Origin of the sequence: Glycomyces buryatensis, assembly GCF_004912275.1 — a bacterium.
In the GTDB taxonomy this organism is placed as follows: Bacteria; Actinomycetota; Actinomycetes; order Mycobacteriales; family Micromonosporaceae; genus Glycomyces; species Glycomyces buryatensis.
The window spans coordinates 15,148-36,437 of sequence record NZ_STGY01000069.1 but is presented as its reverse complement, the minus strand read 5'-3'; the positions used below and the strand labels follow the sequence as shown (position 1 = coordinate 36,437).

Annotated in this window: 17 protein-coding genes and 1 pseudogene; 7 read left to right on the top strand and 11 right to left on the bottom strand. The window is 67.6% G+C overall.

The features are described from left to right. Nucleotides 1-146 precede the first annotated feature (146 nt). From FAB82_RS20375 to FAB82_RS20325, 11 genes and pseudogenes are all read right to left on the bottom strand, one after another. On the bottom strand, nucleotides 147-686 hold the full coding sequence (locus FAB82_RS20375) for a hypothetical protein (RefSeq protein WP_136536395.1): 540 nt from the start codon (nucleotides 684-686) through the stop codon (nucleotides 147-149). A 159-nt stretch (nucleotides 687-845) separates the two neighbouring features. Then, nucleotides 846-1,424, bottom strand: a complete 579-nt coding sequence (locus tag FAB82_RS20370) for a GNAT family N-acetyltransferase (protein WP_136536394.1) — start codon at nucleotides 1,422-1,424, stop codon at nucleotides 846-848. Between the two features lie 100 nt (nucleotides 1,425-1,524). After that, nucleotides 1,525-2,504 (bottom strand): annotated as a pseudogene (locus FAB82_RS20365) (IS701 family transposase); the annotation flags it as partial. A gap of 127 nt (nucleotides 2,505-2,631) precedes the next feature. Beyond that, nucleotides 2,632-3,354, bottom strand: coding sequence for a hypothetical protein (locus FAB82_RS27225; RefSeq protein ID WP_168801694.1), 723 nt, complete (start codon nucleotides 3,352-3,354; stop codon nucleotides 2,632-2,634). A 1,465-nt stretch (nucleotides 3,355-4,819) separates the two neighbouring features. Further along, complete coding sequence (locus FAB82_RS20355) at nucleotides 4,820-6,010, bottom strand: MFS transporter (protein WP_136536392.1); 1,191 nt, start codon at nucleotides 6,008-6,010, stop codon at nucleotides 4,820-4,822. 1 nt (nucleotide 6,011) lies between these two features. Then, nucleotides 6,012-7,139 carry a 3-dehydroquinate synthase family protein gene (locus tag FAB82_RS20350; RefSeq protein ID WP_168801693.1) on the bottom strand — a complete coding sequence of 376 codons (1,128 nt, stop codon included), beginning with the start codon at nucleotides 7,137-7,139 and terminating at the stop codon, nucleotides 6,012-6,014. Then, a complete protein-coding gene (locus tag FAB82_RS20345; protein WP_136536390.1) occupies nucleotides 7,132-8,181 on the bottom strand; it encodes a glycosyltransferase family 2 protein in 1,050 nt (349 codons plus the stop codon). Before FAB82_RS20345 ends, FAB82_RS20350 begins: the two co-directional genes overlap by 8 nt. Further along, complete coding sequence (locus FAB82_RS20340; RefSeq protein ID WP_211116721.1) at nucleotides 8,178-9,443, bottom strand: DegT/DnrJ/EryC1/StrS family aminotransferase; 1,266 nt, start codon at nucleotides 9,441-9,443, stop codon at nucleotides 8,178-8,180. The genes FAB82_RS20345 and FAB82_RS20340 overlap by 4 nt, the downstream gene beginning before the upstream one ends. Beyond that, a complete protein-coding gene (locus tag FAB82_RS20335; RefSeq protein ID WP_136536388.1) occupies nucleotides 9,440-10,678 on the bottom strand; it encodes a glycosyltransferase in 1,239 nt (412 codons plus the stop codon). Before FAB82_RS20335 ends, FAB82_RS20340 begins: the two co-directional genes overlap by 4 nt. Before the next feature lie 425 nt (nucleotides 10,679-11,103). Further along, nucleotides 11,104-11,724 carry a class I SAM-dependent methyltransferase gene (locus FAB82_RS20330; RefSeq protein ID WP_136536387.1) on the bottom strand — a complete coding sequence of 207 codons (621 nt, stop codon included), beginning with the start codon at nucleotides 11,722-11,724 and terminating at the stop codon, nucleotides 11,104-11,106. Beyond that, nucleotides 11,717-12,754 (bottom strand): adenosine deaminase family protein, encoded by a 1,038-nt coding sequence (locus FAB82_RS20325; RefSeq protein ID WP_136536386.1) that lies wholly within the window; start codon nucleotides 12,752-12,754, stop codon nucleotides 11,717-11,719. The genes FAB82_RS20330 and FAB82_RS20325 overlap by 8 nt, the downstream gene beginning before the upstream one ends. Before the next feature lie 255 nt (nucleotides 12,755-13,009). Here FAB82_RS20325 and FAB82_RS20320 point away from each other — a divergent pair, with 255 nt between their 5' ends. From FAB82_RS20320 to FAB82_RS20290, 7 genes are read left to right on the top strand one after another with little or no spacing between them, the layout of a single operon-like run. Then, nucleotides 13,010-14,503 (top strand): radical SAM family protein, encoded by a 1,494-nt coding sequence (locus FAB82_RS20320; protein ID WP_136536385.1) that lies wholly within the window; start codon nucleotides 13,010-13,012, stop codon nucleotides 14,501-14,503. 14 nt (nucleotides 14,504-14,517) lie between these two features. Further along, nucleotides 14,518-15,420, top strand: coding sequence for an NAD-dependent epimerase/dehydratase family protein (locus FAB82_RS20315; RefSeq protein ID WP_168801692.1), 903 nt, complete (start codon nucleotides 14,518-14,520; stop codon nucleotides 15,418-15,420). After that, nucleotides 15,417-16,250, top strand: coding sequence for a P-loop NTPase family protein (locus tag FAB82_RS20310; protein ID WP_136536383.1), 834 nt, complete (start codon nucleotides 15,417-15,419; stop codon nucleotides 16,248-16,250). The genes FAB82_RS20315 and FAB82_RS20310 overlap by 4 nt, the downstream gene beginning before the upstream one ends. 30 nt (nucleotides 16,251-16,280) lie before the next feature. Continuing rightward, entirely contained in the window at nucleotides 16,281-17,564 is a 1,284-nt protein-coding gene (locus FAB82_RS20305) for a DegT/DnrJ/EryC1/StrS family aminotransferase (RefSeq protein WP_136536382.1), read from the top strand. Further along, nucleotides 17,557-18,786, top strand: a complete 1,230-nt coding sequence (locus FAB82_RS20300) for an ATP-grasp domain-containing protein (RefSeq protein WP_136536381.1) — start codon at nucleotides 17,557-17,559, stop codon at nucleotides 18,784-18,786. The genes FAB82_RS20305 and FAB82_RS20300 overlap by 8 nt, the downstream gene beginning before the upstream one ends. Continuing rightward, nucleotides 18,773-20,182, top strand: coding sequence for a radical SAM family protein (locus tag FAB82_RS20295; protein ID WP_136536380.1), 1,410 nt, complete (start codon nucleotides 18,773-18,775; stop codon nucleotides 20,180-20,182). The genes FAB82_RS20300 and FAB82_RS20295 overlap by 14 nt, the downstream gene beginning before the upstream one ends. 28 nt (nucleotides 20,183-20,210) lie before the next feature. After that, on the top strand, nucleotides 20,211-21,290 hold the full coding sequence (locus tag FAB82_RS20290; RefSeq protein WP_136536379.1) for an amino acid--tRNA ligase-related protein: 1,080 nt from the start codon (nucleotides 20,211-20,213) through the stop codon (nucleotides 21,288-21,290).

The following is a 21,290-nucleotide window of genomic DNA, read 5'->3' as shown; positions in this document are numbered from 1 at the left end:
GATAACTACAGGCCAGTAACACCGTTAGATGAACAGTCCCAAGGCCGTGTTTACAATCGCCCAGCGGGCTAGGGCCCCTCCTTCGGATCGTTGAGGCAGAGCATGGTCGCGGTGATCAGGATTGCCTCTGGGAGCGCCGCGGTGTTTTAGGGGAGGAGGCCGCTGAAGGTGGTCTTGAAGTCGACGTTCCTGTCCAGATGGGCCAGGTGACGAGGGTCGTAGACCTCGATAATGAAGTCGGCCTGCTTGTCATCGTCGGTGGACAGTGTGAAGGATTTGATGATCTCGCCGGTGCGGCGTCGGAACTCGTCGCTTCTGGGCTTCAGCATCACGTAGTGGTAGCCGTTGTCGAAGCCGCTGGAGGAACCCAGCTCATCCTTGTGGCGGTCGGCCGCCTGGATCCTCTGTGACAGCGGCTCTTTCGTATCCTGGTCCAGCAGGTAGCCCTGGTCGTCGACCCAGATCTGCTCGCCCATGAAAAGCGCGAAGAGCGCTTCGAAATCGGCGATCGTCTTGGCGGGGAGCTTGTCATTGTCTCCGACACCCCACGACCAGGCGTCCATGAGGAGCTTGGGACCCCACTCGGGACCCGAGTAGAACCCGTAGCCCTCGCCGCGGTAGCTGAGCAGGCCTTCGACCTTGGTGCCTTCGCGTTCCCGCATCGTCACATTAAAGATGTACGTCATGGCCCGAATGCTAACCAGCCCAAGCAAACCGCTCGTTCTAGTACTCCAGTGAGAGTTCGGGTCGTGATCTGCGGGGATGCCGGTGTTGGACGCGGTGGCCGCCGTGGTCATTGTGGTTGTGAGACGCCTGAAAAGCTTGACGGCCCTCAACCGGTTCATCTATTCGTAGGCGAGATATCGGCCTGGTTTGTTCGGTTCCTCGACCGTGAAACGCAGTTGGAGATCGGTGCGTCCGATCATGTCGACCTGTTGAGCGAACAGTTCGCTGGTGACGAAGAGATGGCCCTGGAGGCTCCAGTCCTTCGCCAGCCATGCCCGAAGCACGTCGAGCAAGGCGCGATCGGTCGCCGTTTCGGGTCGGGACCTGCGAATCCAGAAGGAGGCCGTCGCTTCGTAGTCCTCCCACCGATGATCGCGGACTGGAGTGATGCGCGCGCCCGCGTACGCGGGCGCGTTGGTCGACCTGAGGTAGACGCAGCCAAGACATTCCGTTTCGGCTGGGTTCATCACCGTGTACGAGAAACCGTCACCGTTGGCGTGCCATCGCTCCATCTTCTCCAAGTCTTCGCGATTGGCCTCGACGGTGAAGTCCTCTTCAGGCCACCCCGTCTGTTCCCATCCGCGCAGGTCATCCCTGCTCTCCATGACCGCGGCGTAGTCCAGCTCGGCATCGGCGGCCCTGATCGGCCGGAGGAGGAAATCGTCCGTCGCAAGGCCATCGGGGGCGCCGTTGTCCATCGGGGTGAAAGGCATGGTTTCCGTCCTTCTGGTCGCTGACGTTCAGGATAAGGGCCGGTGCGCCAGCCGTCAGCCGCGTTTCAGGCGGCGAGGGTGTGTGTCGCTGGTAGTGGAGGCGTTTGGCGGTGGCTTGGTGGCGGCGTCGCCAGGTCGACCAGCGGAGGATGCTCCCAGCCGAGGCGCGGCATCATCGTGACCATGAGGTGGCGGATCTCGTTGCAGGTCAATGGGATCATGTCCGAATCGGTCTCGGTGATCTCGGTGGCGCGGGTGATGGCGAGGAAGGCGTACGCGAGCACGGCGAGGGTGACCCACCGGTGCCAAGAGGTCCAAGGTGCGGACCTGGTGCTCATCGAGCGCGGCGAGTTCCTTGGCCCCTTGGAAGGTTGCTTCGATTCTCCAACGCATCCCGGCGACGGTGACCAGGGTCTGGAGCGGGACCGGGGTCGCAGTCCAGGTCAGGTCATAGGCGATCTCGCCGGTCGTTCGGTTGCGGCGGGCCAAAAGCCCAGCCTGCCCCCCTCCTTCGGGATCGAGATCGACCCAGGCCCAGTCGTAGCGGCGCAGCCCTTTCGCGCCAGCCCCGGCCGAACGGGTCTGCCACGCGGCCCCGGGGACTTGCCCAAGCGCTGTTTCGGCGGTGGCCTTGCCGGTGCCGAGTATGACCGGCGTGGTGCGGGCGATGGCCAGGACATAGGACAGTCGCCGCTGCTGGAGCCGTGACCGCAGGACAGGGTTGATGCCGTAGGCCTCGTCGCCGGTCGCGAAATCCGCGCCCACGCCCGCGTCGAGCGCGGCCTCGATCATGTCGGCGGCCAGTTCGGGCTTGGTCTGGAACGCGTCGAGCTCGGGGACCCCGGCCCTCTCGCGCCGCCGGGCGTCGTCGGCCCAGACCTTCGGCAGGTAGAGGCGGACATCGATCGCTGCATGCCCGGCCGCGGTGGCGAGGGCGAGGTAGACGGCCAGCTGGCAGTTCTCGATCCGGCCCGCAGTCCCCGAGTACTGTCGCTGCACGCCGACCGTCGCGGCACCCTTCTTGACATCGCCGGTCTCACCAACGGCGAGGACCCGCAGCCCGCGTGCTACATGGCACTCCGATCTCTGCAATCTCCCTGCGGCCAAGCAGTCGCAGAGGCTGGCCCGCATATGGCTGATCCTGCACAACCAGCCGGGAACGCTCCGAGAGCCGCTCGCTTCGACACACCGCTCACATAACGGGGCGATTGGAAGACGCGTACTCATCCGCGATGTTGAAGACGCTGGCACAGCGCGGACATTCCGCATGGCCGAAGAGATGGGCGATCCCGTCGGCGAGCACGGCTTCCCCGTCACGGACGGCAGTCTCATGCATCCATCGACCGACGCCGGAAAGGCCTTCTGGGGGCGCCGGCCTGAGTCCGCGTCGGTCCACGTCGCCCAGGTGCCAGTCCCGGATCGCTGAGTAGCGCCCGTAATCGCCGATAGCGATCGTCACCTCCGCAGCGCAGTGAGGGCAGGCGACCCGGTAGAAGTCATCCGAGAAGTCCCCCAGGACCGCACTCCAGTGATACTGCTCTTCCGCCGCGAGCAAGTCGAGGAAAGTCGCGAAGTAGTCGTCTGGCCGTGACCGCAGGTGCCGATCCAGCAGCTCGCGGAACTCCGCGATCGCGTCGGCACAGCCCGCCAGCAGATCGTCGCACCCGTGGCCCCCTGCCGCGCACCGCACGATCGTCCCGGCCAGCCCGCGCGCCCGCGCGCTCCGCGACGCGAGATGCACCAGACGCGGCAGTGCGGCGAAACTCGCGGGGAACACCAAGTCGCACTCGAGGACCAGCCGGTAACCCAGCTCATCCCATGCCTCTGCGTCGTCCTCGCGCTCGACGCGCGCCAGGAGCTCGGGGACGCGATCGATGTCCCCGTGGCAGTCGTACATCCGGGCCCAGTTCAACATCTGAGCATTTAACCACCCTGATTGACGCTCTTGATGGTTCAGGGTGGCGACGGCGCGGGCGATCTGGGTGGCCCGGTTCGGACCCGCCAGCGGGACCCGATGATCTTGCGGTGGGCACGGATGAGCCGGGCAGTGAAGGTCAGGGTGCGACTCGACAGCGACAAGGCCGCCTGGTACAACAGCAATCGAAGCTCCTGGGACGCAGTGTGTTTGGCGACTGCTGTTGTACCAGGAGCTTCTTCATTGCCGCGCAACGGAACTCACTCAGGTTGAGAGAGGTTCAGTCGCTCATACCGCGACCGCAACCGATCGACATCGAATCGTGCATCCATACCAAAAGCAACGATCGAAATCAACGACCGTGACGGTAACCGACCAACTTAAACTTCGACGGCTCCTAGTCTTGATTTTTTAACCTTTGATGCTGGTCAGGTGCTGTTCTCGTTCGCGCATGGTTTTGTCGCGCTTGGCATTCTTGCCTGGGTGGCGGATCGGTGCTTTGCGCCGATTGGGTTGCCCGGCAGGGCGTCCGGGCCCGGGTCTTGAGGGTTTCGGCGCACTGGCCAGGCGCTCTGCCAGTTGGAGTATGGGCTGGTACCGGTGGTCTGGCCGGGAGCGATGCTACCTGCGGTCCACGGGTGTCCGGGAGGTGTGGTGGTGGCCGTGCCCGGGGGAGGAGCGGGGTGTTCACGCCGGGATCGTCTCGGCGGTGAGCTCGTTGCCGTCCCTGTCGTACGTCGCTTGGACTAGGAAACTGGGAGGAGTCGTGTTCGGCCAGTTCGGGGGGTACGGGTCTGTGACATGGCCCGGGCGGGAGTTGAACCCATACCTGCACATCGTCCTACCGTCCGGGCGGAGACCTGCCGGATTGGCCATGCCTTATTTTCGTCCTCGTGTACTCCACAAACTGGCCAGGGTGCGCGCACCCTGCGCACCCTGCCTATACCGATGTGGGCCTGAGGCGATCATTGAGTCCTTGCTCTGGGCGCTGCGTCCGGCGATTACCGGTATTCCACCGGTCTGATCTTGGTCGCGGAGGAGCGGCACCGGCCCTGTCGCTCCAGGGACCCTCAGGGATCAACGGCGCGGCGGCCGCTGCGTCGGGGAGCCAATAAGGGAGCCAATAGATCCAGAAAATGATGACCAATTACGACCATCTGAGACCCACAATAACTGCTGCCCTTCGGTATTGAGCAGCGTATCCATTCAAAAAATCGGATATTATGATATGTAAATTTAGCTTGAGGTGCTAGTGTCCTACTAATGGACGTGGGGGTTCAAGTCCCCCCTCGCGCACAGATGAAAGGCCCTGGTGACAGGGCCTTTTTCGTGTCTTTCGGAAAGGCCCGCGTACTCCAATTGGAACATTGTGGAGGGCCGCGGGGAGCCGGAAAGGGAGCCGTTCGCGGCTGTTCGGAGCCGGACTCCAAGGTGCCGTTACGGAATGGGTCATCCAGGCCGGAGTTCAGACCGTCTCCTTTGCGACCGCCGCAGGCTCGCGGACCGTCGCCCCCGTCGCGATCGCGGCGAGCAGCGCCGCCGCCGCGAGTGCGGCTCCGGTGACGGCGATGCTGCGGGTGCCGAACTGGGCGAGACTGAACGCACCGAGCGATGACCCGAGAGCGATGCCGACGTTGTAAGCGACGGAGCCTCCCGCCGATGCGATGTCAGTGCCACCGGGGGCGAACTCCATGACGCGGTTCTGCACGGCCGGGGTGAGTGCCCCCATCGCGAGTCCGGTCATCACGATCGCGGCGCCGGCAGCGACCGGGCTCGTGCCAAGGCCGTACATGCCGACCAGCGTGATCGTCAGAAGTCCGGCCGGGATCACGACTGCGAGCAGCTGGTTCCGATCGGAGGCGATTCCTCCGACGGCGATGCCTCCGAAGTCGGCCACGCCGCGGGCAAGCAGCAGCGGCCCCAGCAGCGCCGCCGGTATGGCGGCGACAACGACGATGAACTCCGAGGAGTACGTGAACACCGCGAAGAACCCCGCCACCGCCAGCGTGTTCGTGGCGAGGACCAGCGTGTAGCGGCGCACGTCAGGCGTCGTCCCGCGCTCGGCGTGCTCCTGCTGCGCCGCTCCTACTCGCAGTGCCGCGGCGAGCGTGACGAAAGCGAGCAGGCCGAGCGCCGACAATGCCACGAACACCCAACGCCAGCCCGCGATCTGGGCGAGCCACGTGCCGGCCGGCACGCCGAGCATCGGGCCGATCGATCCGCCGGTGAACACCACCGCCATCACCCTGCCTCGCACGCGGGCCGGGAACATACCGGCCGCCACCGGGGCCACCACCCCCCAGAAGACCGCCTGGCTCAGCGCCGTCACCACCCGGGCGGCGAGCAGCGTGTCGAATCCCTGCGCGGCGGCCGACAGCGCGGTCGACACCACCATCAGTGCCATCAGGCCCAGGATCAGCGGGCGGCGCGGGACCCTCGCGAGCAGGCGTACCAGCGGCAGCGTGACGACGACGACCGTCACGGCGTAGCCCGTCACGAGCAGGCCGACCTGTGACGGGGAAATCTTCAGATCCCCTGATATCTCCGAGAGCAGTCCCACTGGGACGGTCTCGGTCGTCACGAAGCAGAATGCCGCCACAGAGAGGGCCAAGAGCGCCGCCACCGACCGCCGGTCGAATTCCGGATGCAGTTTCACGTCATAGCTCCTCTGTGGCGGTGACCTTCTCGAACGCGTCGAGTGCGGTGCCGATCGAAACGGGGATCAGGGGCATGCCGTCGCCGTCGGCGACCGGCTCGCCGAGACGGCGCAGCAGCACCATCGGGGCCGACTCGGGCGGGCACGGGATGTGGCCGCGTTTGTTGTCGGACCGCAGCCGCGTTGCCAGCGACTCCAGGTCGAACCGCTCCAGCGCGATGCGCGGGGCCGGCAGTTCAAGGTGCGACAGGAGCCGGTAGTGCCGTTTGAGGTCGGCGTCGCCGAGGTGGCCGAGCTGAGCGCTTGCTTCGGCGGCCGTCAGCATCCCCCATGCGACAGCCTCGCCGTGGCTCATCGCGCCCGCCGCCACCGACTCGAGCGCGTGCCCGACGGTGTGCCCGTATTCGAACACGAGGGCCGCCTTCTTTTCGTTCGGGTCGGTGCGCAGCATCGGCGCCTTCGAGTCGAAACCCAGCTCGAACAGCGTTGTAAAGGCCGCGACGGGTCGATCCGGGAGGTTCGCAAGGGCCTCTTCGAAGTCGCGCTCCCGGCCCGGGACGACGGCGAGGACGTTCTTCGCCATCTCGGCGATCCCGGTCAGGAGCCCGCGGCGCGGAATCGTGGTGAGCCAGGTCAGATCGCAGCCGATCATCGCCGGCGCGGTGTACGCGCCGCACAGGTTCTTTCCCGAGCGGAGGTTGACCCCCTGCTTCAAGGAGAGGACCGCGTCGAACGCGGCGACCGGCGTGGTCGGCAGGTGCACCAGCCGGACGCCGCGGAACAGGAGCGAGGCGGCGAGCCCCGCGACGTTCCCCACGAGCCCGCCGCCCATCGCGAGGATCGCGGAGGTCCGGTCGGCCCCTTCGGCGACCGCGCGGTCGAGCACCTCTTCGACCAGCGAGAGTCGCTTGTGCTGCTCCGCGCCGGCGATGACTATGGGACGCACCTGCATCCGCTGACCGAGCCGCGAAAGCAGCGGCTCGGCGTGCGACTGCACCGCCTCGTCGATGACGACGATCGCCGAACCGAGTCCGAGCGCTTCGATGCCTTCCGCCAGACCGTCCGTACAGTCCGCGCCGTAGCGGTAGGGCACGGCGGCCGAGCCGATGCGCAAGAGGCCATCATGCATCGGGGCCTCCCTCCGGAGCCGGCCGGAAGCCTGCGAACAGCAGGCCGGGACGGCGCAGTTGAAACGATGCGACCGCGGCGCCGATGTCGAACGAGCATTCCAATATCGCGCAGGCCACGGCGTTGGCCGCGCCGCGAAGGCCGCTCCCCGCCTCATGCCGGGCGCTTGCACGAAGCCCGATGGCGATCGCGGCCGTGGCGGGGACCAGTGCAAAGCTCAGTCCTCCGGTTGACGGCGCGGCGGCGAGCGCCACCGCACCGGACGCCCCGACAGCCACGACCGGGTTCCAGCGCGGGGCGCGCCGGTCCGGGTGGACGACGATGAGCCACTGCTCCGAGCGGCCGTACCCATAGAGCCGCCGCCAGATGGTGTGCAGTGTGTCTGAGCTGAGCCGATCGTGGACGACCAGCGCGTCCGGTTGGGACCGCAGTTTGAGGCCCGCTCGGGTCAGGCGGACGCCGAGGTCGACGTCCTCGCCGCCGGCCACCAGCAGTGACCGTTCTACGAACCCGCCGACCTGCTCGAACGCATCCTTGCGGACCAACAGGTTCGACGTGGTCGCCCATTCGAGCGGGCCGCCGAGCGCTGGGCGCTCCAAGTCTGCGTGGAGCAGGTGGGACCGGCGCATGATCCTGAAGACCCGGGTGGGGCTGACTTCGACGATCGTCGGCCCGGCGAGCCCAGCCGTCTCCGGTGCATCGCGGATCGCCGCGACGTGGATTCGCAGCAGGTCGGGCGTCGCGCGGCAGTCCGAGTCGGTGAACAGCAGGAGGTCGTGGGAGGCGTGCCGCACGCCGAGGTTCCGTTTGGCGCCGACATGCCGCGGCCCGCGCAGGTAGCGGGCGCCGTGCCTGTCGCAGTGCTCTCGATGTCGGGCGGCATCCGTCGGGCCGGAGTCGTCGATGAGGATGATCTCCACCGGCTCGGGGCAGCGCTCGGCCGCGGCTCGCAGGCTGGCGAGCATCCGCTCAGTCGAGGGCACCCTGCCGAGAACGGGCACCACTACCGAGACTCCGGGTGCAATGCGCTCGGGCCCGCTCATCGGGTCGCCCCTTCCTCGAGGTGCCGGGCGACCTTCGCCGCGGCGGCGGCGATATCCGCCATGTCCTCTTCGCCTCCCAGGAACACGCTGTGGTGCAGCAGGACCGCGTGGGCGGCGAGGTGGTCGGCGCCGGGGTACGCGCGATCCGCGTGCCGTTTCACGAACTGCTCCGCGAGCGGAGCCAGCGTGCTCTTGCGCCACGGTTCGAGCAGGCGGCTGCGGGCCAGCGGCGGCCGCGGGGTGTACACCCGGACGCCCAGTTCGGCGGTGAGTGCCGTTGCGGCCCAGGATTTGTCGATGCCTTCTGGAAACCCCTCGAATACGAGGGGGACCTCGTAGAGCGAGAGCTTGTCCTGGGAGGGGCTGCGCGTCAGCAGCTTCACCCCGGTGACCGGCGCCAGCAGGCGGGTCAGCAGCTCGTAGTTCGCGTTGCGCACCGTGTGCTGTTCATCCAGGATCTCCAGTTGGGCGACGAGGAGGGAGGCTCCGAACTCGTCGAGGCAGAAGTTCGCGCCCAACGTGGTGGCGGACTCGGTCAGCGGCAGTTCGCCCTCGACCAGGCTGTCGCGGTACCGCCGCGAGTCCGCGCGAAGCTCCTCCAGCAGCCCGGCGCGCTCGGGGTCGTCGGTGACAATCGCACCGCCCTCGCCACAAGTGAGCACTTTGGAGTGCTGCATGCTGAAGCACCCCATGGTCCCGAGGGACCCGGCAGGACGGCCCTCCCAACGGCCACCGTGCGCCTGCGCGGCATCCTCGATCACATGGACTCCGTCGGCCGCCTTGGCGATTGCGGGGACGTCGGCCATGTTGCAGGCCCAGTGGACGGCGATGACCGCAGCGATGTCGGTCTCGGCGGCCACCGCCTCGGCGGCGAGGCACCCGGTGGCGGGGTCGACATCGGCCAGGACCGGCACGAGCCCGGCCCTGAAGACCGCGCTGGCGCTGGCGGTCCAGGTCAGCGCGGGCACCAGGACGGGGTCGCCGTAGTCGAGGCCGAGTGATTCCATCGCGATCACGAGCGCGCTGGACCCGTGGTCGGTAGGCACGCAGTGGCGCGTCCCCGTGTAAGCGGCGAACGCCTTCGCGAAGCGGCGCTCCTGGAGCTCGCCCCGGTACGGGCTGGAGATGGCCCAGCTGCCGCTGCGCAGCACGGCTTCGAGTGCGGAGGAGGCCCCCGGCGCCGCCACAGGCCAGCTCGGCCACGAGCGGCCCCGGTCGCGTACCGCCGCGCCGCCGTTGACGGCGAGCGGAGCGTCCCTCACCACGGTTCCAGCCCCGGCGCGCGCACTTCTAGGCCGATGCGCCTGGCCTCGGCGAGGATCTGGAGATTCCACCGCTCCCACAGGCCCGCCAGGCGCGAGGTCAGCACCACGACGTCGACCGAGCGGTCGGGCAGGCGCGTGCGCATCCCGATCGCGTGGCGGCCGGCGTCGCCGTGAGCGCGCGCGCAGTCGGGGTCGAAGTCGAATAGCTGCGCGTTCTTGAGCGACTCGGGAACCCTGCCGCCGCAGCCGATGACGGCGACCTGGTCGGCGTCGCCGAGGTCGGCCACCGCGGCGGCGATCTCGTCGGACACGTCCTTGTCGCGGACTTCGTCCGTCCATTGGAGGACCCGCCGGTGGTCGTCCTCCCAATGCCAGTACCGGTCGGTGCGGATGAGGTCCCAACCGATCTCGACCACCGGCTCGGGATGCTTGTCGTGCATCTGCGCGATGTTGTGGTTGTTGCTTTCGACGTTGTTCTCGGCGTCTCTGTCGTGCGGAGTTTCGACGGCCCAGGCGTCGTGGCTGACCACGAATTCGACGCCTTGCTTGAAGAGGCGGAACCCGAGTTCCATGTCCTCCACGCCCCAGCGCTGGAAGTCCTCATCGAAGCCGTCGACGGCCCAGTAGAGGTCGGCGCGCATCGAGCAGTTGGTGGCCCACAGGAGGAACCAGGGGACCGTCAACCGTTGGAGATCCCAGTCGCAGCGCATGAAGGTGCCGTGCCGGTTGTCCCAGAACGAGGGATCGTGCCGGTAGACCTCCGGCAGCCGCTCCGGCAGTACCCGCCCGGCCATCTGGGCGAGCCCGGAGGTCGGGTCCTCGGGCCGGTACGCGTAGGCGTATCCGACGACCGCGCGCGGTCGGGTGCCGTCGCCGAGCGCCTTCAGGTGAGCGCCGAGGAAGTCCGGGCCGACCACGGCCCCGGTGTCCACGAACACCAGGGTGTCCGAAGTGGCGAGCCGGGCGCCTCGGTTGCGGGCCTCGGCGACCCGGAATCCCCGGTCCTCTTGGAACGCGTAGGAGAGGTGCAGCCGGTCCTCGAAGGATTTCACCACTTCCGGTGTCGCGTCGGTGGAGCCGTCGTCGATGACGACGACTTCGAAGTGGTCGGGATCCAGGTGCTGTCTGGCGAGTCCGCGGAGCGTCTCGGCCAGGAGCGGGGCCCGGTTGAACGTGGGGATGATGACTGATGCCTTCGGGGCGAGCGGCGCCCCGGCTGTCGAGTCGGTCATGTACTTCCTTCTGGACTGTGAGCGTTCGATCGTCGGAAGGATCTCGGGATGGCAGCTTCGTTGCTGCTCGGTTGGTCTCCGTGGGCACTTCAGGAACAGGGCGCGGCAGTCGCCATCCAGATCGGCGATGGATTACTCGACCAAGACGACCCGAGGTGCTGCCGGAGGTGTACAGCAGCAGCGCGAGGTTCTCGGGCTCCGGTGCGGGACCCGGAGCACTTCGTTCAAGCGGGGGCATCGTTGATGAATGGTCACCACGATCGAATACCGGCCGAAGCTATCACGATGTGAGCTGGGTCGATTGTCACCGATTCGCGTGACGAAGGCATGCGCGCCATCGCGTCCCGCTCCGTGTATCCCTGAGCGGTGGCGTCTACTCGGAGCTGTACGAGAGCCGGTCCCGGCAGCACCGGTAGGGGCCCTCCTCAACGGCGTCGAGTCCAGAGAGCCTGCTGCTTGCCGCGGCCGAGCGAAATGAACTCGTCGGACTCGATGTCGAAACCGGCCGCGTCGAACCACGTGCGGTACGTGTCGAGATCGCGGTGCCCCCACCACATTCTGGAGCCGCCCTCGAGCCAGCCGTCCTTGACGCCCTCCCATTCGCTGACCGCCACCGTGGCGAGCAGCGCACCGCCCGGTCGGAGCCACCGGCTCATGCGGCCTATGAAGGACTCCTGGTTCGGCAGCGGAACGTGCCACAGGGTGTACAGGCACAGGATCAGGTCGAAGGATCGGTCGGGGAACGGGAACGCCGTCGCGTCGCCGCAGAAGAAGCGCGCCGACGGGACGAGGCGGCGAGCCCGGGCGATCTGCACCTCGCTGATGTCGATTCCGGTGACCGCATGCCCGGACTCGGCCAGCGACTTGGACATGGGAACCCCGCAGCCGCAGCCGATGTCGAGGACCTCGGTTCCCGGCGGGTGCTCGTGGAGCAGCTGCTCGATCCACGGCCGGTACTGCGGTGGAGCGTCCTCATCGTCTCTGTAGGCGTATGACACCGTGTCATAGCCCGATTGGACGATCTCCTTCAATTCCTCGTCAGACATCGCTTTCGAACGCCTTCCTTCCCTCAGCGGTGAGGCCGTGCTCGAACGGCTCCAGCAGCGTGCGGAGCCGCGCCTTGGCGTCCTCGGGCAGGAACGACGCCTGCACCGCGTCCGTGGAGACGCGCAGCAGCTCCGCATCGCCGAGTCCGAGGTCGCCCGCCCGCGCGTATTCGGCGCCGATGGTGGTGCAGAGCTGGACCGGATCGTCCGTGCCCAGTCCCACCCGAATGCCGAGATCCATCATGCGTCGAATGGGGTGATCCTCCAGTTCACGCACAGCTCCGAGTTTCACATTGCTGGTCAGGCAGCATTCCACGAGAATTCCGGACTCTCCAATGAGATTGAGCAGTTCAGGCGACTCCGCAGCCTGCAAGCCGTGCCCGATCCTGCTGAGTCCGGGCATCTTCAGAGCCGATCGGATATTGGCCGTGGAAAATTCCCCGACGTGCGCGGTGATGCCGAATCCCTCTGAAGAGAGTCTGTCCGCCACCCGGTACGCGAGGCTCCAATCGGCCTCCCGATCGTACGGTTCATAGACGAAATCGATACCGGCGACTCCTCCGGCCAAGCGGAGGCATTCCGACATCAGGGATTCGGTCTCGTGCTCGCCGTACCAGAGTTTGAACATCATGACCGGCTCCGCATGGAAATGCGGATGGTGCATTCGAACGCGGCGCTCCGCCTCCCGGAACAGGGGAATGAAGTCGGGGCGGCGCACCGACTTCCGTCCGCAGCGCACCTCCACCAGCACCGCGCCGTCCGACGCCGCCTCGGAGAAGAGGTCCACATGGCGCGCGATGAACAATTCGGGATCCTGGTCGAGTTCCTGCGGCACCGGATGAACGGACGCGAGTTCGCGAAGCCGCTCTATTCCGGGCGGCGTTCGCGCGATCATGTCGGCCGACCACGACTGCCAGTCGAATGGCTCCCGCGGCGTCGACCGTGAGAGCACGCGATCCAATCGAGGACTGGATTCTTGATGCACGTGCAAATCGACTTTCGGGATGAGGCTTACGGTGTCAGGGTTCATTGCACGCTCCGGTTCTCGACCTCCTAGTCGATTCGGACAGGGTAGCTCCGGCGTTGAGACGGCGCATGAAGCGGATTTACGGGGCACGGACTGATTGTCACGCGAATCCGTGTCGTGCCGGATGGCATGCGAGCGGTCTACGTTGGTCCCTGTTAGACGAGGGGGAGTGGCGGAGACGGTTTCGAGACCGTCTCTGGAAGGCGCTTCCCGCTCCGGATCAATCGCATTCCTCTCGATTTCAGGGTGGAGAACTGGATGGAAGCCGTTTCAACTTATGGGCAGGCAGCCGCCGGACCGCCGGAATCGATGCTCCGCGACGGGTTCGCGTCCGCGCTGGCCCGAGCGGCGGACGGCACCGGCTCGACCCTGACCGGCCTCGGCCTGGTCGCGGACGGATTCGCTACCGTCCAAATCGACCTGAACGTCGTCCACAAAGAGTCGCAGGGCTCGCGGGCGGAGATCACCCTCTGCGACCACAACTGCACGACGACCGTGCACGGGGTCGCCACCGGCGGCAACTACACCTGCCCAGCAGCGATGTCCCTGAACCGTGGCGCGCGGAGCACGAGCCTGGCGCCGGGCGCGAAGCTTCTGGAAGGACTGCTGTCCACCATCGACGGCATCCGCACGGCACAGCAGGAATTCCTCACGGCCGACCTCGAAGCGTATTTCGAGCGGGAGTCGATTCCCGAGGCACTGCGGCCCGACTACACCGCCGCCCTGTCGAACCGGAAGATCGTGGTGAACCTCTTCGGGGGGAGCCCGGAGACGCACCCTGACGTGCTCGAGATCATCGAAGGGATCCAGGGAGCCGGCGCCGAGGTGCATTTGACGACCACGGGCCGCCGGATCGTCAGCGACGAGCGGTTCCTCGCAGACTTCCTGGCCCGACCGCCGGAGGTCATCGGGCTCGGCGCCGACGACTTCGAGTCCGCCGACGACGTGGACCGCCTGTTCTCCCTCGGGTTCGACGAACTCGCGAGGCTGTGGCGCACTACCCCCTGGCAGCACGGCCAGCGCCGCAAGGCGATCGAGGCCGTGCAGATCTGCAAGATGGCGCAGGAGCACGAGGGCTTTCCGGCCGTCTTGTTCAACATCGTCCTGCACCGGGGCAACCTGAAGGATGCGGCAGCGCTGCTGGACCGCCTCAGCCATCACACCGACGGCCGCGCGGTCCTGAATCCGTACCCGGTGCAGACGGCGTTCATGGGGCAGCGCGGCGAGCTCGGCGAGGTCGACCTGCATCGCCTGAGCGAGTTCGCGGACACGGCCATTCAGGTCCACCGGGACCGCTTGACCGGTGAGCCGGCGCGGTGGAACCTCGCGCCGCGGATCGGCTACTGGATCCTCATGCGAGCGCTGCTGGACGGGTCCGCCGTCGAGGCGAGCGACCGGGTCGGGGGCAAGGGCGTGTGGCAGTGCTACTCGCGTAGAGGCGCCGGCCGATGCGTGCAGGTGGGCATGGCAGCGCGTAGCTCGCACGAGACCGCGCTCCCCGGCGGGCACTTGGGTTGCTTCTGGAACCACGAGACCGTCACCGACAACCGCCAGTTCTGGGACCTCGACACTCGGACCGTCGCGGACTGGGTGCTGGAGGGGCGCCGGGAGTCGGCCGCGGGCGCCGAGTGGCGCTGCCGCGGGTGTCTGTTCCCCCGCATGTCGATGGACGCGGTCAGCCTCGAACTGGGCTTGACCTCCGCTTCCGCTGAGCCGTACCGGCGCGTTCGCGCGCGGTACCTCGGCTACTGAGAGAGGTGGCGGCTGTGGAAGCAGCTCGGGTACTGGTGACGGGGGGTGCGGGCCAGCTCGGCAGGGTGCTGCAGCGGTCGGCGGCGGCCGGGGGCACGCGGATGACGCTCTACGACGTTGCCGACGGCGTCAACGTGGTCCGAGGGGACGTCAACGACGGCCCGGGGCTGCGCGACTGCATGCTCGGGTGTGACACCGTGGTCCACGCGGCCTCCCTGCACGGCGTGCATCTGAACCGGTACCCGGTCCGCGAGTTCATGAGAGTCAACGTGCAGGGGACCGAGAGCGTGCTCCGGAACGCGGCGAAGGCCGGCATTCGGCACGTCGTTTTGATCTCGTCCACATCGGTGTACGGGCTCTCGTCGTCGCTGCCGTTTACCAGTACGGCCTGGGCCGACGAGGAAACGCCTGTGCGGCCGACTGACAGCAACGACCTCTGCAAGGTCCTGTGCGAGCAGCTGTCCGAGTACGCCGTGCGCCGCTACGGCATTTCGGTGACGGTGCTGCGTCCGGGCCGGTTCTGGGTCGGCGACGTTGCGAGTTTCAACCTCGCCAAGCTCTCCGGCGCGGTCGACGTGTCCGATGTGGCGCATGCCGCGCTCCAGGCCGTCGCGGCAGGAGGTGAGGGCTTCCAGGTCTATTGCGTCGCCTCGAAGACCCGTTTTGACCGCGGCGACCTCGACGACCTGGAGACCCGGGCGGACCGGTTGATCGAGGAACGCTATCCGGGCGCCGGGGAGGCCCTGGCCCGGCACGGACTCGAGCTGCCGCGGCGGCTGCACCGCGTCGTTTGCATCGCTAAGGCCCAGAAGGAACTCGGCTACGAGCCGAGGGTGAACTTCGAGCAATTCCTTGAGAGCGGATCGGATGCCGCGGCGGACGGCGCCGCGATCGCGGAGACCGCGGTGCCCCGATGAGCGCCAGCCGGATCATGTACCTCGGCGCCAGCGCCAACGCCGGGAAGACCGTCTTCACGCGGGCGCACTGCCGCCTGCTGAGCGATGCGGGCCTGCGCGTCAGTCCGTTCAAGCCCGTCTCGGTCACCAAGCGCCGCGAGCGCCGGGGAGACCTGGACCTGGATTTCCGCCTCTGGCACCTCGGGGCGGCCGCACGCTGCGAACTGGGCGACCGCAACGGTCCCGTTCAGGTGGTGCGTCTCGGCCCGATGGCGGGGGACCTGCTGGTGAAGGGCGAGCGGATCGGCGCTGCGGAGCTGCTCGCGGAGGACACGCCGCTGTTCGATCCGGAGGACGTTCCGCGGGTGCTGTCGGCCGTCCGGGCCGCATACGCCGAGATCGAGGCCCGCTCGGAAGCGGTCGTGATCGAAGGGGCGGGCAGCTGCGCCGAACTGGCCGGCGTCACCGACCCGGCGAACACCTTTGCGGCGTCGGTGGCCGCTCCGGCGGCGGTCCTCGTCGCGGGAGCGCACTCTGGCGGCTCAATCGCAGGCCTGTGGGGCACCTGGCACCGAATGGACCCGCGGCTTCGCGGATCAATCGTGGGCATCGCGCTGAACGACGTCAGAGCGGGCGCAGGACTGCTCGAGAAGCGGGCCGGGGAACTGGCAGACGAGATCGGCACCGCCTATCTCGGGGCGCTGCCGCACTGCGAGATCTACGACGACGTCCCCACGGGAGAGAGTTCCTCGCTTTGCGATACCGAAGCCGAATACGACTATGTCGCCAGGCAGTTCAACGACCACATCGATGTGGCGGCCATCGACCGTGCGGCCGGCGTCGGAGCCTGAACGCCCCACCCCTGAACCATTGGAGGAACGATGAAACCGAGACTCGCACTGTGCGGAGGTCCGCCGGCAGTGGACGTGGCGCTGCAATCGTGGCCGCCCTACGACGCCCGGATCGCGGCCGAGGTCGACCGCATGCTCCAGAGCGCGGAGGTGTCCTATTACGGCGAGGAGGGGCATGTCGCGGTCCTCGAGGAGAAGTTCGAGCGGTACCACTCGGTCCGGTATGCACTCGCGACGAGCTCGGGCACGGCCGCGTTGCACTCGGCGTTCGTGGCATGCGGTCTCAGGCCGGGCGACGAGGTCATCGCGCCCACCCACACGTTCCTCGCGACGGTCATGCCGGTGTTCGCCGCCGACGCGACGCCGGTCCTCGTCGACTGCGAGTCGGACACCGAGGGCATCGACCCGGGCCTGGTGGAGAAGGCGGTGACCGAGCGGACGAAGGCCATCGTCGTCACGCACCTGTGGGGACATCCGGTCGACATGGACGCGATCATGGCGATCGCCCGGTCGCACGGGCTCAAGGTCGTCGAGGACTGCTCTCACGCCCATGGGGCGACGCACCGGGGCCGGGTCGTCGGATCCATCGGCGACGTCGGATGCTTCAGCCTCCAAGGGAAGAAGGCCGTCTCAGGAGGGCAGGGCGGCATCCTGGTCACCGATGACGAAGACATCTACGAGCGCGCGCTCCTCCTGGGGCACTTCAGGGTCAGGGCCGAGCAAGGGGTGCGGTCCCCCGGGATGCGGCAGTTTGCCGACACCGGTTGGGGTTTGAATTACCGAATGCACCCGTTCTCGGCGGTCATGGCGAACGCGACCTTCGACCGGCTCGACGAGGTGGTCGAACGGCGCCGGGAACGCCACGGACGGCTGCTCGAGTTGCTGCGTGTCGCCCCCGGCGTCGATGAGCCGCACGTCGGCCCGGAGGTGACGATGGGCGCCTGGTACGGGATCAAACCGCGCTACCGGCCCGAGGAGCTTGACGGCCTGCCGATCGACCTGTACATCGAGGCGTTGCGGGCGGAGGGCGTCAAGATCGGACGCCCCGGGTCGGCCCCGCTCCACCTGTCGCCGATGTTCAACGGCGCAAGCGCCGAGCGCATGCCGTTCGCGGGCTCGCCCCCCGAGGGCCGCCGGGCTTATCTGCCCGGGGACCTGCCGGTCAGCGAGTCCATTCACGACTGCGCCCTGAGTTTGCCAACGTTCACCTACGAGCCCCTCGAGATCGTGGAGCAGTACGGGGAGGCGTTCGCGAAGGTCGCGGACGGCCTGGACGACCTGCAGCGGATCGCGAAGGAGCGCGCGCATGGGTGAGCACCTGGCAGTCCTCTGCCTCGGCAGCGGCAGGCAGACCCGGGAGCTGGCCGCCGCCGGCGCCGGCATCGGCTTCACCGTCGACTGCGCCCACGTGCGCGAGGACGAGCGCGACTGGCAGCCCCGGGACGTCGAGGCCGTCCACGCCGACGCCCTTCAGGCGATCCGCGAGCTCTCACGGCCGCCCGACGCGGTGGTCAACTTCGGGCGCGCCACCGTTCCCGACGGCATCCGCAGAATTGCCGAAGTCATGGAGCGGCTGCGGGACTCAGGCGCGGTCCCCGCGCACACCCGGCTCGTGGGGCCGCCGAGCCGGGCCGCCAAGGTCTGGGGCGACAAGGCGTTGATCGCCCGGTCGATGCGCGAACTCGATCTGCCCATCGCCTCGACGGTGCGTGTGGCGACCGACGAAACGGGCAACGGGGCCCCCGGCATCGCCTTCCCGTTCGTGGTGAAAGTGGTCGACCTCACCGGCGGTTCGGGGATGCGCTACGTCGAGGACGCCACGGCCTTCGACGAGGCAGTGCGGCACCTCGCGAAACTGGAGCGGCCGCTCATCGCCTGCGAATTCCTCGCCGGAGACGAGGTCTCGGTGGACCTGCTGCGACTCGGCACGGAGACGCTGGTGTACCCGCCTGGCTTCAAACGGGCGACCGACAGGATGCTCACCCACGCCGACCACAAGATCAAGGTCAACGGCGCGGTGAGGGAGGTGCCTGCGTTCACTTCGGACGTCCTGCGCATCGCTGAGGCGTTCGACCTCCAGGGCTTTTTCTCCCTCGAAGCGGTCGTCACCTCCGTCGACCCCTTGGAATGGCGCATCCTCGAAGGCGCCACGAGGGTCACCAACAACATCCACATGCAGGACGCATCACTGGGAATCGACTCCTTCGCCGCCGTGCTCCGGTACGTTGCCGGACTCGAATGGCGACCGGCGGACGAACGGCTCGGCCTGGCGCTGTCCATTCCGGTCTACCGCCATCTCGGACGCCGGTCGGTGGACGCACTGGCCCCTCTCGACTGGGTGCGGCAGGTCAAGGTGGATGATTTGTCCGAAATGCCCGACAGTAGCGACTCGCGGCACCGGCTGACCGTGAAGATGGCCGTCGAGGACCTCGACCGGCAGCTGGCGGTCCTCGCCGAGGCGACCGGCGACGACGCGCTGGCCGGCCGGGTCCGGAGCGAGATCGCGCGAGTGGAGGACGTATATGGCGGCCGATGAGACCAGCTTCGAACGGCTCACCCGCTTCGGCATGGCGCCGAGCACCGACGCAGCCGTCCAGATCGACATCACGGCAGTGCTGCGCCGGTCGGGATCCGAACTCGTGGAGACCTACCTCTGCGACCACAACTGCACCGTCCTCCACAAGGGGCAGCCGACCGGAGGGCACTACAACTGCCCCGCCGCGCTGTCGCTGAACCGCGGGGCCGTCGCCTCGACCATTGCCGGCGCGGACCTCCTCGTCGAAGGCATCGAACGAACCCTCGCCGCCGCGCGCGAGGCCCAACAGGACTTCATCACCGACGAGTTCGACCGGTACGCCGACGAGTCCGCCATCCCCGCCGCCCTCCGGGAGCCGATCCGCTCCTCGATGCGGCAAGGGCCTTCCGAGGTGACGCTGTTCGGCGGCAGCCCCGAGGCACATCCCGACTTCATCCCACTGGTCGAGGGTCTCCACCGGCGCGGACACGCCGTCCATCTGACCGTGACCGGGCGGCGCGCCGTCAGGTCGCCCGAGTCCTTCGAGCGGATGGCCTCCAGCGGCATCGCCGTCCTGGCCGTCAGTGCCGACGACGTGGCGACGCCCGCCGACCTGGGGCGGCTGCTCCAGTGTGACCCCGAGGAGCTGCGAACCGAGTGGAAGCGGGTCTCCCCCTTCCACGGCCAGCGCCAGAAGGTATACGAGGCGATCCACGCGGCGCGACTCTGGCAGCGGCTGCCTGTGGACCGCCGACCGGCACTGCTGTTCAACATCGCCGTCCACCCAGGCAATGTCGCCGACATCGACACGATCCTCACCCAGCTGGCCGGGGCGTTCCCCGGCGCCCTGCTCAACCCATTTCCGATGCAGTCGGCCTTCGAAGGGCGCATCGAGCATGTCGACCCCGCGACGCTCCGAGGGTTCCGGTCCCTTGTGAACACCGCGCTCGAGATGCACCGCAGACAGGCGGTGGACGGCGTCAGCGCATGGTCGCTCGCGCCCCGGATGCATTACTGGCTGCTCCTCTCGGCGGCACTGGGAGACGCGACCGCGCCTGTACGGCTGACCGGCTGGAACACCTGGAAGTGCTACAGGTCGAACGGCGCGGGTCGGTACGTGCAGATCGCCGGCACCGGCCGCCGCCCGGCTGGACTCGAGACCGCGGGTGGACGCGTCGGCTGCTTCTGGAACGACACCGTCAACGACGACGATCTGCCCGCCGTCTGGGAGGCGAAGCCGTCGGAGATCCGGCGGTACCTCCAGCTCCGCCCCGTCCGGGCGGCCGAAAAGGCGCACCGCTGCGCGGGCTGCCTGTTCCCGCGGCTGGTGGGGGACATGGTGTCGCTCGAAAGCGGCATGGACCCGGCCCTGCGCGAGGCATACCTGTCGCTGCGCAGGCGCGACCTCGGCTTCTGACCTGAATAACCCGACGAAAGGAACGGCCATGATCCACAAAGAGTTCCAGCACCTCCTCGCGATCCGGGAGGCGGCGATCGAGGGCGCGCGCGCCCACTACCGGTCGAGCGGGCTCGCCGAGGCCGCGGTACCTGTGCTGGTGGGGATCACCGGCGCATGCGAGAACGTGTCCACGTTGTACCGTGTCGCCGGGAGCGCTCCGGTTCACCTCACCCAGACCGGCCAGCTCGCGCTCGAGCACGCCCTATGCGTGTCGAAAGGCGTCTACTGCATCACCCCGAGCTTTCGCACCGACAAGATCGACGAGCGTCACCTGCATGAGTTCACCCTGATCGAGGAGGAGATCAGCTTCGATCACCCCTTGATCGCCCGCTCCGAAGACGAATACGATTCGTCGCTCCTGTTCGAGGCGCTGCTGGGCCGGATCACGCAATCGGTGAAGGCCGTTGTCCGGTCCTGCGTCGAGCACGCGCCCGACGCCGTTGCAAGTCTCGGCGGCCGCATCGACGACCTGGGGGAGATGCTGTCTCAGGACTTCTACCGGCTCACCTACACCGAGTCGGTGGACTTGCTCAACTCCGCTGACGACGGCCACGTCCCGTGGGGCTCTGACCTGGGGTCGGTGCAGGAGCGCGACCTCCTGGAGCTCGTCGCCCGCGAACACGGGGGACCGCTGCGCCCCACGTTCGTCACCCACTACCCCGAAGGCATCAAGTTCTTCAACATGAAGGTCGACGACACGAACGAGGATGTCGTCCAGAGTGCCGACCTGCTGCTGCCGCTCGCCGGGGAGGCCGTCGGCAGCGCGGTTCGCGAGCACCGGTACGACCGGCTGCTCAAGCGGCTGACCTCCTCGACGATGTTCGAGCATATCGTCGAGCAGAGGCTCGCGACCCTGGAAGACTTCGTCCCCTACCTGGAGGTCGTCGAGAGCGGCGCAAGCGGTCCCCACGCGGGCTACGGCATCGGACTCGAGCGGGTGCTCCAGTTCCTCATCGGCAGCACGGACATCCGCGAGGCCTCGGTCGCATACAAGCTGAGCGCGATGATGGGTTTCACCGACGCTCTGGCATCGGCACAGTCGGGCTCCCGAGCGCCCGGCTTCTGA